Source organism: Pseudomonas sp. R3.Fl, from assembly GCF_023516765.1.
GTDB classification, from domain to species: Bacteria; Pseudomonadota; Gammaproteobacteria; order Pseudomonadales; family Pseudomonadaceae; genus Pseudomonas; species Pseudomonas citronellolis.
Map to the genome: position 1 here is coordinate 3,478,341 of NZ_JAMGSO010000001.1, position 15,021 is coordinate 3,493,361.

Annotated in this window: 12 protein-coding genes; 5 read left to right on the forward strand and 7 right to left on the reverse strand. The window is 67.1% G+C overall.

What is annotated here, in order from left to right:
- The first annotated feature begins 104 nt into the window (after positions 1-104).
- Positions 105-743: a hypothetical protein gene (locus M8R19_RS15310; RefSeq protein WP_074980526.1), complete on the forward strand. Its 639-nt coding sequence runs from the start codon at positions 105-107 to the stop codon at positions 741-743.
- 438 nt (positions 744-1,181) lie between these two features.
- Here M8R19_RS15310 and fusA read toward each other — a convergent pair whose 3' ends face one another.
- The 7 genes from fusA to M8R19_RS15345 all read right to left on the reverse strand — a co-directional run bounded on the left by fusA (position 1,182) and on the right by M8R19_RS15345 (position 8,567).
- Complete coding sequence (fusA, locus tag M8R19_RS15315) at positions 1,182-3,230, reverse strand: elongation factor G (protein ID WP_249918227.1); 2,049 nt, start codon at positions 3,228-3,230, stop codon at positions 1,182-1,184.
- A gap of 919 nt (positions 3,231-4,149) precedes the next feature.
- Positions 4,150-4,674, reverse strand: a complete 525-nt coding sequence (locus M8R19_RS15320) for a hypothetical protein (RefSeq protein ID WP_249918228.1) — start codon at positions 4,672-4,674, stop codon at positions 4,150-4,152.
- Positions 4,671-5,393 carry an alpha/beta hydrolase gene (locus M8R19_RS15325; RefSeq protein ID WP_249918229.1) on the reverse strand — a complete coding sequence of 241 codons (723 nt, stop codon included), beginning with the start codon at positions 5,391-5,393 and terminating at the stop codon, positions 4,671-4,673. The genes M8R19_RS15320 and M8R19_RS15325 overlap by 4 nt, the downstream gene beginning before the upstream one ends.
- Positions 5,390-5,890, reverse strand: a complete 501-nt coding sequence (locus M8R19_RS15330) for a PAAR domain-containing protein (protein WP_249918230.1) — start codon at positions 5,888-5,890, stop codon at positions 5,390-5,392. The genes M8R19_RS15325 and M8R19_RS15330 overlap by 4 nt, the downstream gene beginning before the upstream one ends.
- A 262-nt stretch (positions 5,891-6,152) precedes the next feature.
- Entirely contained in the window at positions 6,153-7,202 is a 1,050-nt protein-coding gene (locus M8R19_RS15335; protein ID WP_249918231.1) for a threonine aldolase family protein, read from the reverse strand.
- Positions 7,203-7,730: 528 nt separating this feature from the next.
- Positions 7,731-8,390, reverse strand: a complete 660-nt coding sequence (locus M8R19_RS15340; protein ID WP_249918232.1) for a hypothetical protein — start codon at positions 8,388-8,390, stop codon at positions 7,731-7,733.
- Positions 8,391-8,420: 30 nt separating this feature from the next.
- Complete coding sequence (locus tag M8R19_RS15345; protein ID WP_249918233.1) at positions 8,421-8,567, reverse strand: hypothetical protein; 147 nt, start codon at positions 8,565-8,567, stop codon at positions 8,421-8,423.
- Between the two features lie 291 nt (positions 8,568-8,858).
- Here M8R19_RS15345 and glyA point away from each other — a divergent pair, with 291 nt between their 5' ends.
- From glyA to M8R19_RS15365, 4 genes are all read left to right on the forward strand, one after another.
- Complete coding sequence (gene glyA / locus M8R19_RS15350; protein WP_043269972.1) at positions 8,859-10,112, forward strand: serine hydroxymethyltransferase; 1,254 nt, start codon at positions 8,859-8,861, stop codon at positions 10,110-10,112.
- A 121-nt stretch (positions 10,113-10,233) separates the two neighbouring features.
- A complete protein-coding gene (locus M8R19_RS15355) occupies positions 10,234-11,484 on the forward strand; it encodes a sarcosine oxidase subunit beta (RefSeq protein ID WP_009614658.1) in 1,251 nt (416 codons plus the stop codon).
- Positions 11,485-11,618: 134 nt separating this feature from the next.
- Positions 11,619-11,942, forward strand: coding sequence for a sarcosine oxidase subunit delta (locus M8R19_RS15360; protein WP_009614657.1), 324 nt, complete (start codon positions 11,619-11,621; stop codon positions 11,940-11,942).
- Between the two features lie 2 nt (positions 11,943-11,944).
- On the forward strand, positions 11,945-14,965 hold the full coding sequence (locus M8R19_RS15365) for a sarcosine oxidase subunit alpha (protein WP_249918234.1): 3,021 nt from the start codon (positions 11,945-11,947) through the stop codon (positions 14,963-14,965).
- Positions 14,966-15,021: the final 56 nt, after the last annotated feature.

The window sequence follows — 15,021 nt, forward strand, 5'->3', positions numbered from 1 at the left end:
AACCTCATAAAGGTTGCGTGATTATGACGATCGCGTCTTAGCTCGCCGACCCGCCCGGCTAAGGTCTTTCTTCACTTTCCAAATCGAGTTGTCTTGGAGTTGTCATGAATATCGCAGCACTGCGCGAACTGATTCAGCAGGCCCACCAGCTCGAGACGCGCAACGGGCACCTGGCGCGGCTCATCCACAGCCAGATGGCGGGCCTGCACCCGAGCATCAACCTGAGCGGCGACGATGCCGTCCAGGTGCTCACCCGCTTCGTCCACGCCTATATCGAGCAGGTCCCCGAGTTCCTCGAAGCCGCCACCAGCGTGGCGCGCAACGCCGGCATAGAGGAAAGGATCAAGCCGGTGCTGAAGGTCGCCGAGCACTTCTTCCTGACCCCGCCCGACCTGCTGGCCGGCCACGACGGCCTGGACGCGCTGCTCGACGAGGCCTACCTGGCGCACCGCCTGGTGGAGGAAGTGAACGACCGCTACATCGCCCACTTCGGCCAGCCGCTGATCCCGCTGGACACCACCGTGGCCAACCTGGTGGCACACCAGCTGATCGGCGAGCCCTTCGCCAACCAGCTGGACGAGGCCGTGCACCACGCGGTGGACTCGATGCTCGACGACAGCGTCTTCGCCAGCCCGGCGGCGCAGGCCTACCGCGCCCGCCTGAGCGACCCGCAGACGGTCACCGCCTGGAAGCAGTGGCCGTGCCTGTCGCGGCGCTTCGGGGTGGAACTGCATCTGAATTGATGCGCCTGGGGCCCCTGTAGGAGCGGGCCCTGCCCGCGATTCGCGCGCAGGGCCCGCTCCTACAGGGGCCGGCGAAACACCCTCGTCCATAGGGTTCCCGCGTTCGCGGGAATGACGTCGGAAAACACGATTCTTACCCGTCATTCCCGCGAACGCGGGAACCCAGAAACAACGAGCGGACTCCGTCCGCGATAAGCCGAGCCCACGCACAGAGCATCGCGGATAAACCCGCTCCTACGGTTCCAGGAAGCACGGCTTTCCGTAGGATGGCGTTGAGCGAAGCGATACCCATCAGCGCAACCGCATGGGTTTCGCAAGCTCAACCCATCCTACGAAGAGCACCTCGGCGCAAGACAGTTGCTCCTGCCATACCGGCGGGCACGGCTCGCTCCTACGAAGAGCGCTCCGGCGCTGCCGGCAAGACAGGACCCGGCCTCCTCAGTCTTCTTCCTGCACCGCCTTGTACCCACTGGCCAGGCGCTGCTGCACGTCCTGCGGCACGGGGTTGTAGTGGCTGGCCTCCAGGGTGAAGAAGCCCTGCCCGGCGGTGATCGCCTTCAGCCGGTTGGCGTAGCCCTCCAGCTCCGCCAGCGGCACCTGGCCGCGCACCAGGGTGGCGCGGGCCGACAGCGGTTCGGTGCCCAGCACCTGGCCGCGGCGGCCGGTGAGGTCGGCGGTGATGTCGCCCAGGCGTGCTTCCGGCGCCGTCACCGCGATGTTCACCACCGGCTCCAGCAGCATGCCGCCAGCGTTGCGCAGGGCGTCGAACATGGCCTTGCGCCCGGCGGCCTGGAAGGCGATGTCCTTGGAGTCCACCGAATGGCTCTTGCCGTCGAACACCGTGACCTTCACGTCCTCCACCGGGAAGCCGGCCAGGGGCCCGGCGGCCAGCGCCGCGCGCACGCCCTTTTCCACCGAGGGGATGAACTGCCCCGGAATCACCCCGCCCTTGATGGCGTCGACGAACTCGAAGCCGGCCCCGCGCGGCAAGGGCTCCACGCGCAGGAACACCTCGCCGAACTGGCCGGCGCCGCCGGTCTGCTTCTTGTGCCGGCAGTGCCCCTCGGCCGGGCGCGTGGCCGTCTCGCGGTAGGGCACGCTGGGCGCTCGGGTGTTCACTTCCAGCTTGTAGCTGCCGGTCAGGCGCTCCAGCAGGTAGCGCAGGTGCAGTTCGCCCATGCCGCGCAGCACGGTTTCCTGGGTGGAGGCGTTGTAGTCCAGGCGCACGCAGGGGTCCTCGGCCAGCAGGCGCTGCATCACTTCGGCCAGGCGCTGCTCGTCGCCGCGGCGGCCGGCCTCGATGGCCAGGCCCTGCATGGGCGTGGGGAAGTCCAGCGGCGCCAGGCGGATGTGGTCCTCGTCGTGGGAGTCGTGCAGGACCACGTCGAACTCCAGCTCCTCGACCTTGGTCAGCGCGCCGAAATCGCCGGGGATCAGCTGCGGCACCTCCTCGTGGCGCTTGCCCTGCAGGCGCAGCAGGTGGCCGACCTTGAACGGCTTGCGGCCGTCCCCGGCGAACAGCTGCATGTCACGGCGCACGGTGCCCTGGTGCACGCGGAACACCGCCAGGCGGCCGACGAAGGGGTCGATCACCACCTTGAACACATGGGCCAGCACGTGGGCCTCGGGGTCCGGCTGCGAGCGAAAGGGCCTGGCGCCGCCCTGCTCGTCCAGCCGCTCGAACAGCGGCGGGTTGCCTTCGGCGGGGTTGGGCGCCAGCCGCGCCAGCGCCGCCAGCAACTCGTCGACGCCGACGCCGGTGCGCGCCGAGACGAAGCACAGGGGAATCAGGTGGCCTTCGCGCAGGGCCCGCTCGAAGGGTTCGTGGAGTTCCTCCGGCTGGATCGAGCCCTGCTCCAGGTAGCGCGCCATCAGCTCCTCGTCGACCTCCACGACCTGGTCGACCAGCGCCTGGTGCGCCTCCTCCACCGAGGAGAAGTCCGCCTCGCCGGCGGGCGCGAAGAAGCAGTCGGCCACCCGAGTCGCACCGCCGGCCGGCAGGTTCAGCGGCAGCACCTCCTTGCCGAAGGCTTCGCGCAGGTCGGCCAGCAGCGTCGGCAGGTCGACGCGTTCGGCGTCGATCTTGTTCACCACCAGCATCCGGCACAGCCCGCGCTCGGCGGCCCAGTCCATCATGCGGTGGGTGTTCAGCTCGATACCGTTCTGCGCGTTGACCACCACCAGCGCAGTCTCCACCGCCGCCAGGGCCGGCAGCGCGTGGCCGATGAAGTCGGGCAGGCCGGGGGTATCGATGAGCTGGACGTGCGCGCCCTCGTGCTCGAAGTGCGCCAGCGCGGCGGACAGCGAGTGGTGGTAGTCGCGCTCCAGCGGGTCGGCGTCGCACAGGGTGTCGCCGCGTTCCAGCGAGCCCATCGCGGGGATGGCGCCGCTGCGTTGCAGCAGGGCTTCGGCGAGCAGGGTCTTGCCGCTGTCGCCATGGCCGACCAGGGCGACCGTGCGGATCTGTTCGACCGAGTAGTTCGACATGGGGCACCTCCCAGGCAGGGTAACGGCAAGTATAGGTAGCACCTCGGGACTCTCTGGGCAAAAAACAGCCAGGCGCCACGAGCCCAGCGGGCATGCCTGCCGCAGCCGTTTCACCACAGCTTTTCCACAGCTTGCTGAAGGTCGCCTCCACAGCCATTGTGGACAGTTCGGGAAACGCTCCGGGATGCCGGAAGGCCTTGCGCCACGGGGCCTCAAGCGCAGCGCTGGTGATTTTTTGGGCACCGCTGCGCAAGCCCCGGAACGCCTGTCCAGCGGCAGTTTATCCACAGCTTTGTCACAAGCCGGTCAACAGAAGCCGTGGACAGCCCGCGACGATTGGCCGCCGGTTTTTTCCGCAGCGCCCGGAGACAGGGCCATTGGCGAAAAAACCAGCAATGCCTGGCAGGCCCCGCCGCTTCGCTCGTACAGCCATTCACCGACAGCTTTTCCACAGCTTTCCAGCGCCTCGCTCCACAGCCATTGTGGGCAACTTGTCGGTCACCGGAAGGTCACGGCAAGTGCTTGAAAATCAAGGCGCGCAGCGGAAACAAGGTCAAAAAACGTACAGCCGTGCGCAGGCCCCGCCAGGCCTGGCGCGAGAGTGTTCATTCACACTTTATCCACAGTGCGGCCAACAGATTCCGGGGGCAGAATCCAGCCCACCGAGCAAACGCCGAGCGCCCTGGCCCGGCCCAGCGGCCATGCGGCTGCCAGCCGCCTGCGCACAGCCCGGCCACAGGCTGCGCACAGGGTTTTCGACAGATTCGGTGGACAACTCAGGCGGCGGCGCCCATGACCTCGCGGATGTCCCGCGCCAGGGCCTCGACACGCTCGACTTCGGTGTCCCAGGAGCACGCTGCAGGCGCCGATGCAGGTATGGAGGCGCCAAAGGGACGCACTGCGTCGCCCCGCGGGCTCGTTATTGCTCCGGCAGCATGGGCAGCAGGTCGTCTGCAGGCAGCAGGAGGGTGTTGGAGAAATAGGCCTTGTAGCCGTAGGCAGTCATCACCACCTTGCACGGGACGCTCCTACGCCCGGCAAGAATCTCCTTGAAACGCCGCTGGTCAATAAACCGATCCGACCGGCCCCCGTCACTGGTTTCCGCGAAGTGCAGGCTGGAGAGATAGAGATAACGGCCGCCGTCCTGGCCAATGCGTTCGACAGTACCCTCGCCGAACGCCGGGATCACATGGCCCATGCTGAACTGCGGCTCACGCTCGAGGGAGCAGTAAAGCCGCTGCCCGATCTTGCCGCTCCCCTCCAGATGGGAATAGACCTCGTCGAGATCCAGATCGGAGGCGAAGTAAAGATGGAAGCTGATACGACCTTCCACCGGTTGCGAACGAAGGTAGGCCAGGTTGGCGATCGGCTGGTGATGGTCTCTCATGCAGGCCGAACAGAGCGAGACGATAAGCAGCGAAGCGAACACCCGCACCTTGTTCATTTCGCCAGGTACTCCTGGATGGAGCGCCTGAGATAGTCATAGGGCGAGAAGCCCTGCGGCATCATGACCGTGAACATCCGGCCGGCATTGGCGTGGTGGATGTTCGCTACAACGCTGATGTTGGCGCCCTGGGGAATCCAGCGTTCACCGAATTCGGCAACGCGGTCCGACGCGTCCGGACTCTCGGCATTGGCGCGAACATTGATCCAGAATTCGGCCTGCGGCGTTGGCTTGTTCATGTAGATGTCCGAACCCACCCAGACAATGGAACCCTCCCCGACCGGGTCGAGCGTTATCAGCGCCTTCACCTTGTAGCCCTTGTCGCTGAGGATCTGCGAAAGGTGTGCGCCGTTCCAGCCACCCAGACTATGCCCCACCAGGTAGACGGGCATGGCCTTGGAGACAATCTTGCTCAGCACGTACTTTCTGATGTCCCTGCCGCCTCGCACGTCGCTGTAGCCCACATGATAGGAGGCGTACGCACCTGCCTGCTTCTGCATTTCAAAATCGGCGTCCAGTATCTTCTTGGCCTCATCGACGTTGTCGTTCGGCCCCTGGAAGTAATAGGACTCCCTGTCCGCCGCACCACCGATAAAAAACACCACCGCCGTTTTCACGACCACTGGAATCTTTTTCACCGCCTGGTCTGCCGCCGGGGTCAGTTCTCGTGTATCGGCGACCCTGGGCGCTTTAAGAGCGGCATCGGCCTCGCCGCTCATGCGTCACCTCCCGCGAGAATCTGGACCTTCTCCGCTTCGCCCACGCATCTGAGCAGGTGGGTGAATCCTTGGTCATCGGATACGCCCTTCTCCATTGCGCCATTGGCACGACGAATGACGTAGGGGTAATGAGGCAGCGGTTCACCGGTCTGCGAACAGACCAGCTGAAACCTGTCCTGAAAGGTATTGGGCATGGGCGCCGGCGGCACGAAAGGCGCCGGCGTGTGCTGGTTACCAATGAGCACATCGCCAGATCCGGAAATGATCACGCCGCCATGGGCGGTAGTGCTTCCCTGGAAGGCGAGCGGCCGGCCATTAACCAGGATGCTGGCCATCCCCTCGACAACCACGTCACCGCAGGCACTGCTGTCGCCAACGCGAAGCGCCGGCAGGCCATTGATCAGTACGTCGGGTGAGCCCGTGACCGTGGGGTTGGAGCCATGCCCTGGTAGCGGGCAGGCGTCGATGTCGGTCTGGCGGGCGGCAGGCTTGGACATGGCAGGACTCCATCATTGGGAACCCATGTACCTTGTCAAATAGCCCCCCTCGCCAATGTCAGGTGCATCCGATTAGCAAGTACGCCGTTTCGTCAGCGACAGGCGTGTCGCAAATGTGCGCCGCACGGAGACCGCGATGTTCAGCCTGCATGACCAGACCCAGGACTACGGTGACGAATGCTCCGCACACGATATGCCAGCCGCCTGCACACAGCCCGGCCACAGGCTGCGCACAGGGTTTTCGACAGATTCGGTGGACAACTCAGGTGTCGGCGCCCATCACCTGGCGAATGTCCTGCGCCAGGGCCTCGACACGCTCCAGCTCGGTGTCCCAGGAGCACATGAAGCGCGCGCCGCCGGCGCCGATGAAGGTGTAGAAGCGCCAGCCGCGTTGGCGCAGGGCCTCCAGGGCCGGCTCGGACATCTGCAGGAACACCCCGTTGGCCTCCACCGGGAACATCAGCTGCATGCCCGGCACGTCAGCCACCCGCTGCGCCAGCAGGCGTGCGCACTGGTTGGCGTGGTTGGCGTAGTGCAGCCAGGCGTCATCCTGCAGCACCCCGACCCAGGGCGCGGCGAGGAAGCGCATCTTCGAGGCCAGTTGGCCGGCCTGCTTGCAGCGGTAGTCGAAGCCTTCGGCCAGTTCGCGGTCGAAGAACAGGATGGCCTCGCCCACCGCCATGCCGTTCTTGGTGCCGCCGAAGCACAGCACCTCGACGCCGGCCTTCCAGGTCAGCTCCGCCGGGGTGGCGCCGAGGAAGGCGCAGGCGTTGGAGAAGCGCGCGCCATCCATGTGCAGGTGCAGGCCCAGCTCGCGGCAGGTGGCGCTGAGCGCGCCCAGTTCGTCCGGGCGGTAGACGGTGCCGACCTCGGTGGCCTGGGTGAGGGTCACCACCCGCGGCTTGGGATAGTGGATGTCCTGGCGCTTCAGGGCGATTTCGCGAATAGCCGCGGGAGTCAGCTTGCCCTGCTCGTCGGTGCGCGCCAGCAGCAGCTTGGAGCCGTTGGAGAAGAACTCCGGGGCGCCGCACTCGTCGGTCTCGACGTGGGCGGTCTCGGCGCAGATCACGCTGTGGTAGCTCTGGCACAGGGCGGCCAGGGCCAGGGAGTTGGCGGCGGTGCCGTTGAAGGCGAAGAACACTTCGCAATCGGTCTCGAACAGCTCGCGGAAGTGGTCGGAGGCGCGCGCCGTCCACTGGTCGTCGCCGTAGGCCCGCTCATGGCCGCGGTTGGCCTCGGCCATGGCGGCCCAGGCCTCCGGGCAGATGCCGGAATAGTTGTCGCTGGCGAATTGCTGGGAAATGTCGAACATCGAAAGCTGCCTCGGGAAGATAAGAGTCATCCACAGGCAGCGTAGCGAAATCGCAGCTTTTGTAGGAGCAACAGTCTTGCCGGCTACGCCAAGGCGCTTTTCGTAGGATGGGTTGAGCCTTGGCGAAACCCATGCGGCCGGGGTGATGGGTATCGCTTCGCTCAACGCCATCCTACGACGGCTCGCGAAGGGGATCGTTCGTGCCACCGAGGCGTCCGGCGTGGCCGGGAATCCAATCGCGGACAAAGTCCGCTCCTACGCCCGTGCTTTCCTGGAACCGTAGCAACTGTCTTTCAGGCTGCGCCGAGGTGCTCGTCGTAGGATGGGTTGAGCTTGCGAAACCCATGCGGTGGTGATGATGGGTATCGCTTCGCTCAACGCCATCCTACGGCGGTTCGCCGTGCCACCGAGGCGTCCGGCGTGGCCGGGGCCAATCGCGGACAAAGTCCGCTCCTACGCCCGTGCTTCCCTGTAACCGTAGGAGCGGACTCTGTCCGCGATTCGGCGGATAACGCCGGAGGCGGCCGGTCAGGGCAACGCCGTCAGCTTCATCTGCTCGACGATAGGCACGAACAACTGCCGCATGGACTGGGTGCTGCCGCCGTTGGGCTTGTCCGGGCTGCTCAGTGTCAGCACGTAGCGCCCCTTGATCAGCCCGGTCAGGCTGGACTCACCGGCCTCGCCCTTGGCCGGGGCGACTACGCCCAGGGGATCGCCCATGCGGGTGGTGTCGATCACCGGCAGGTAGTCCTCGCCACCGAACTTGTCGGCAGTGCCATTCTTGATCGCAGTCTCGCGAGTCTTGTTCAGCAAGGTCAGGCTGGAATGCGTCATGTCGCGCAGCTTGTCCTGCGCACCACGGTAGGCGATGGCCTGCTCGCTATTGGCATCCTGGGCCGGCGCCGGCATGCCGGTGTCGATCAGGCTGATCTCCAGGTGGCGGCTGCCGTCGGCGGTGCCGTACACCAGCTTGGCGTCGTTGTAGCCGCATTCGCGGGAGATGAACGGGTAGCCGTACATTTCCTTGCTCGGCGGCAGGGCCTTTTCCAGCGGGTGGCCGGTGCAGCTGTCGGCCGGCGCCGCGGCGGCCGCGGCCTTCTCGGCCTTGGCCTTGTCGTCGCCACCGCCGCAGCCGTGGAGGGTCGCGCCGAGCATCAGGGCGCTGAGCAGGATCAGGGAGCGTTTCATGGCGTCCTCGGGTTTGACAGTGGCGGCATTCTAGCCGCTGGGCGGCGCGGCGTGCAGCAGTGGCCCGGTGGCAGCCCGGTGCATTTTCAGGTCGGCGGCAGACGGCTTTTCCCCGGCCAGGCAGCCGGAAAGCGACGGCAGTCGGGGCAGCCTGCTTTTCTTGTTCTTCTGCGACATGCGCGGGGGGCGCCGCCGGGCCTCGGCTTGCACCCCTGTCGATGTCGCGCCGACGCCTTCGCGGCCGTCGCGGGCCCGGCGCAGACGAAGCAGGGACGGGCGGTGCAGCGCGCGGGTAGGTTTGGGCATTTTGACGTCGCAAACAGGCAAATGGGGGGGCTGGCTATTGCGCACAATCGATCGCAACTGGCTAATACCGACCCCTTCGCGCCGAGCCCCGCCAGGCTCCCGGCGCGGGCGGTCAGGGCAGCCTCCACCCACAAGCGACGCGCCTGTCGCACGGAGACCGCGATGTTCAGCAAGCATGACCAGATCCAGGGCTACGACGACGAACTCTTCGCCGCCATGGCCGCCGAGGAAGAACGCCAGGAAGACCACCTGGAGCTGATCGCCTCGGAGAACTACACCAGCAAGCGCGTCATGCAGGCCCAGGGCAGCGGGCTGACCAACAAGTACGCCGAAGGCTACCCGGGCAAACGCTACTACGGCGGCTGCGAGCATGTGGATAAAGTCGAGCAGCTGGCCATCGACCGCGCCAAGCAGCTGTTCGGCGCCGACTACGCCAACGTCCAGCCGCACTCCGGCTCCTCGGCCAACTCGGCGGTGTACCTGGCGCTGCTCAACGCCGGCGATACCATCCTGGGCATGAGCCTGGCCCACGGCGGCCACCTGACCCACGGCGCCAAGGTCTCCTCCTCCGGCAAGCTGTACAACGCCGTGCAGTACGGCCTGGACACCGCCACCGGGCTGATCGACTACGACGAGGTCGAGCGCCTGGCCGTGGAGCACAAGCCGAAGATGATCGTCGCCGGCTTCTCCGCCTACTCCAAGACCCTCGACTTCCCGCGCTTCCGCGCCATCGCCGACAAGGTCGGGGCGCTGCTGTTCGTCGACATGGCCCACGTCGCCGGCCTGGTGGCCGCCGGCCTGTACCCGAACCCGCTGCCCTACGCCGACGTGGTCACCACCACCACCCACAAGACCCTGCGCGGCCCGCGCGGCGGCCTGATCCTGGCGCGTTCCAACGAGGAGATCGAGAAGAAGCTCAACTCCGCGGTGTTCCCCGGCGCCCAGGGCGGCCCGCTGATGCACGTGATCGCCGCCAAGGCGGTGTGCTTCAAGGAAGCGCTGGAGCCGGAGTTCAAGGACTACCAGGCCCAGGTGATCAAGAACGCCAAGGCCATGGCCGAAGTCTTCATCGACCGCGGCTACGACGTGGTCTCCGGCGGCACCGACAACCACCTGATGCTGATCAGCCTGGTCAAGCAGGGCCTGACCGGCAAGGAAGCCGACGCCGCCCTCGGCCGCGTGGGCATCACGGTGAACAAGAACGCCGTGCCCAATGACCCGCAGAGCCCGTTCGTCACCTCGGGCATCCGCGTCGGCACCCCGGCCATCACCAGCCGGGGCCTGAAGGAAGAACAGAGCCGCGAGCTGGCCGGCTGGATCTGCGACGTGCTCGACCACCTGGGCGACGCCGACGTCGAGGCCAAGGTGGCCACCCAGGTCGCCGGCCTGTGCGCCGACTTCCCGGTCTATCGTTGAGATTCCCGCGGCCCTTGCTCCGTAGGAGCGGGCCCTGCCCGCGAATGGCCGAAAGCATCGCGGGCAGGGCCCGCTCCTACAGGTAGAACGCCGCGACACGAGATTTTCAGGAGCACCCCACATGCAACGCTACTCCGGCTTCGGCCTGTTAAAGCACTCACTGAGCCACCACGAGAACTGGCAGCGCATGTGGCGCACGCCCACGCCCAAGCCGGTGTACGACGTGGTCATCGTCGGCGGCGGCGGCCACGGCCTGGCCACGGCCTACTACCTGGCCAAGGAACACGGCATCCGCAACATCGCGGTGGTGGAGAAGGGCTGGCTGGGCGGCGGCAACACCGCGCGCAACACCACCATCGTCCGCTCCAACTACCTGTGGGACGAGTCGGCGCAGCTCTACGAGCACGCCATGAAGCTGTGGGAAGGCCTGTCCCAGGACCTCAACTACAACGTCATGTTCTCCCAGCGCGGCGTCTACAACCTCTGCCACACCCTGCAGGACATGCGCGACGGCGAGCGCCGCGTCAGCGCCAACCGCCTCAACGGCGTGGACGGCGAGCTGCTGAACGCCCAGCAGGTGGCCGAGGAAATCCCCTACCTGAACTGCACCAAGAGCGCCCGCTACCCGATCATGGGCTCCACCGTGCAGCGCCGCGGCGGCGTGGCCCGCCACGACGCGGTGGCCTGGGGCTTCGCCCGCGCCGCCGACGCCCTGGGCGTGGACCTGATCCAGCAGACCGAGGTCATCGGCTTCCGCAAGCAGGACGGCGCGGTGATCGGCGTCGAGACCAACCGCGGCTTCATCGGCGCCAAGCGCGTCGGCGTGGTCACCGCGGGCAACTCCGGGCACATGGCCAAGCTCGCCGGCTTCCGCCTGCCGATCGAATCGCACCCGCTGCAGGCCCTGGTTTCCGAGCCGCTGAAGCCGATCATCGACAGCGTCATCATGTCCAACGCCGTGCACGGCTACATCAGCCAGTCGGACAAGGGCGACCTGGTCATCGGCGCCGGCATCGACGGCTACAACGGCTACGGCCAGCGCGGCTCCTATCCTGTGATCGAGCACACCCTGCAGGCCATCGTCGAGATGTTCCCGGTGCTCTCCCGCGTGCGCATGAACCGCCAGTGGGGCGGCATCGTCGACACCACCCCGGACGCCTGCCCGATCATCGGCAAGACGCCGGTGAAGAACCTGTTCTTCAACTGCGGCTGGGGCACCGGCGGCTTCAAGGCCACCCCGGGCTCGGGCAACGTCTTCGCCGCCACCCTGGCGACCGGCGAGCCGCACCCGCTGGCCGCACCCTTCTCCATCGAACGTTTCCACAGTGGCGCGCTCATCGACGAGCACGGTGCTGCGGCAGTAGCTCATTGAACACTCGCCCGCAGGGCGACAACTGATTCCCCTCTCCCGCTTGCGGGAGAGGGTGCCCGAAGGGCGGGAGAGGGTGGTTCGGCGAAGAGCCGGCGCCCCGCCTCCCACGGAAGGCAACCCCGGAGGTTTAGACCATGCTTCATATCTTCTGCCCCCATTGCGGCGAGCTGCGCTCCGAAGAGGAATTCCACGCCAAGGGCCAGGCGCACATCCCGCGCCCGCTGGACCCCGGCGCCTGCACCGACGAGGAGTGGGGCGACTACATGTTCTTCCGCGACAACCCGCGCGGCATCCACCACGAGCTGTGGGTGCACGCCGCCGGCTGCCGGCAGTACTTCAACGCCACCCGCCACACCGTGACCTACGAGATACTCGAAACCTACAAGATCGGCGAGAAACCCAGCGTGACCAGCGCCGAGAAGAAACCCGCCGCCCAGCCCGCAGTCGCGAAGGCCTGAACATGAGCCAGATCAATCGCCTTTCCCGTGGCGGTCGCATCGACCGCAGCAAGCCGCTGACCTTCACCTTCAACGGCCAGCAATACCAGGGCTTCGCCGGCGACAGCCTGGCCGCCGCCCTGCTGGCCAACGGCGTCGACGTGGTCGGCCGCAGCTTCAAGTACTCCCGCGCCCGCGGCATAGTCGCGGCCGGCGCCGAGGAGCCCAACGCCATCCTGCAGATCGGCTCGCGCGAGGCCACCCAGGTGCCCAACGTGCGCGCCACCCAGCAGGCCCTGTACCCGGGCCTGGTGGCCAGCAGCACCAACGGCTGGCCGAACGTGCAGAACGACCTGATGGGCGTGTTCGGCAAGGTCGGCGGCAAGATGATGCCCCCCGGCTTCTACTACAAGACCTTCATGTACCCGCAGTCCATGTGGCTGACGTACGAGAAGTACATCCGCAAGGCCGCGGGCCTGGGCCGCGCGCCCACCGAGGTCGACCCGGACAGCTACGACTGGATGAACCGCCACTGCGACGTGCTGGTGGTCGGCGCCGGCCCCGCCGGCCTGGCCGCGGCCCTGGCCGCCGCGCGCACCGGCGCCCGGGTGATCCTGGCCGACGAGCAGGAAGAGTTCGGCGGCAGCCTGCTGGACACCCGCGAGACCCTCGACGGCAAGCCCGCCGCCGAATGGGTGGCGCAGGTGCTGGCCGAGCTGAAGTCGCTGCCGGAAGTCGTGCTGCTGCCGCGCGCCACGGTGAACGGCTACCACGACCACAACTTCCTCACCATCCACGAGCGCCTGACCGACCACCTCGGCGAAACCGCGCCGCTGGGCCAGGTGCGCCACCGCGTGCACCGGGTGCGCGCCAAGCGCGTGGTGCTCGCCGCCGGCGCCCACGAGCGGCCGCTGGTGTACGCCAACAACGACCTGCCGGGCAACATGCTGGCCGGCGCGGTCTCCACCTACGTGCGCCGCTACGGCGTGGCGCCGGGCAAGAAGCTGGTGCTCTCCACCAACAACGACTACGCCTACCGCGTGGCCCTGGACTGGCAGGAAGCCGGCCTGGAAGTGGTGGCCATCGCCGACGCCCGCGCCAACCCGCGCGGCGAGTGGGTGGAAGAAGCCCGCAAGCGCGGCATGCGCGTCATCACCGGCAGCGCGGTGATCGAAGCGCGCGGCAGCAAGCGCGTGAGCGGCGCGAAAATCGCCGCCATCGACCCCATCCGCCTGAAGGTCACCGCCCCCGGCGACTGGCTGGACTGCGACCTGATCGCCAGCTCCGGCGGCTACAGCCCGGTGGTGCACCTGGCCTCGCACCTGGGCGGCAAGCCCGAGTGGCGCGAGGACATCCTCGCCTTCGTCCCCGGCGAGGGCCTGCAGAAGCGCATCTGCGCAGGCTCGGTGAACGGCGTGTTCCGCCTCGCCGACAACCTGCAGGACGGCTACAACGCCGGCACCCAGGCCGCCGAGGACGCCGGCTTCAAGGCCGTCGCAGGCGAGCTGCCGAAGGCTTCCGAGCGTGTCGAGGAGCCGACCGTGGCGCTGTTCCAGGTGCCCCACGAGAAGCCCACTTCCCGTGCGCCCAAGCAGTTCGTCGACCCGCAGAACGACGTCACCGCCGCGGCCATCGAGCTGGCCTGCCGCGAGGGCTTCGAGTCCATCGAGCACGTCAAGCGCTACACCGCGCTGGGCTTCGGCACCGACCAGGGCAAGCTGGGCAACATCAACGGCCTGGCCATCGCCGCCCGCGCCCAAGGCAAGAGCATCGCCGAGACCGGCACCACCATGTTCCGCCCGAACTACACCCCGGTGACCTTCGGCGCCGTGGCCGGCCGCCACTGCGGCCACCTGTTCGAGCCGGTGCGCTTCACCGCCCTGCACGCCTGGCACGTGAAGAACGGCGCCGAGTTCGAGGACGTCGGCCAGTGGAAGCGCCCCTGGTACTTCCCGAAAGCCGGCGAGGACATGCACGCCGCCGTGGCCCGCGAATGCCGCGCGGTGCGCGAGTCGGTGGGCCTGCTGGACGCCTCGACCCTGGGCAAGATCGACATCCAGGGCCCGGACGCCCGCGAGTTCCTCAACCGCGTCTACACCAACGCCTGGACCAAGCTGGACGTGGGCAAGGCCCGCTACGGCCTGATGTGCAAGGAAGACGGCATGGTCTTCGACGACGGCGTGACCGCGTGCCTGGCGGACAACCACTTCGTCATGACCACCACCACCGGCGGCGCCGCCCGCGTGCTGGAGTGGCTGGAGCTGTACCACCAGACCGAATGGCCGGAGCTGAAGGTGTACTTCACCTCGGTCACCGACCACTGGGCCACCCTGACCCTGTCCGGCCCCAACAGCCGCAAGCTGCTGGCCGAGGTCACCGACATCGACCTGGACAAGGACGCCTTCCCCTTCATGACCTGGAAGGAAGGCAAGGTGGCCGGCGTGCCGGCGCGGGTATTCCGCATCTCCTTCACCGGCGAGCTCTCCTACGAGGTGAACATCCAGGCCAACTACGCCATGGGCGTGCTGGAAGCCATAGTCGAGGCCGGCAAGAAGTACGACCTGACCCCGTACGGCACCGAGACCATGCACGTGCTGCGCGCCGAGAAGGGCTTCATCATCGTCGGCCAGGACACCGACGCCTCGGTGACCCCGGACGACCTCAACATGGGTTGGGCCGTGGGCCGCACCAAGCCCTTCTCGTGGATCGGCTGGCGCGGCATGAACCGCGCCGACTGCCTGCGCGAAGACCGCAAGCAGCTGGTCGGCCTCAAGCCCACCAACCCCATGGACGTGCTGCCCGAAGGCGCCCAGCTGGTGTTCACCACCCAGCAGTCGATCCCGATGAACATGGTCGGCCACGTCACCTCCAGCTACATGAGCAGCAGCCTCGGCTACGGCTTCGCCCTGGCGGTGGTCAAGGGCGGCCTGAAGCGCATGGGCGAGAAGGTCTACGCGCCCCTGGTCGACGGCCGGGTGATCGAGGCGGAAATCTGCAGCTCGGTGTTCTACGACCCGAAAGGCGAACGGCAGAACGTCGACTGACCGGCAGCGCAGAGGCTGCAAGCGAACGCCGCTCCGCCCCCTCTCCCTTCAGGGAG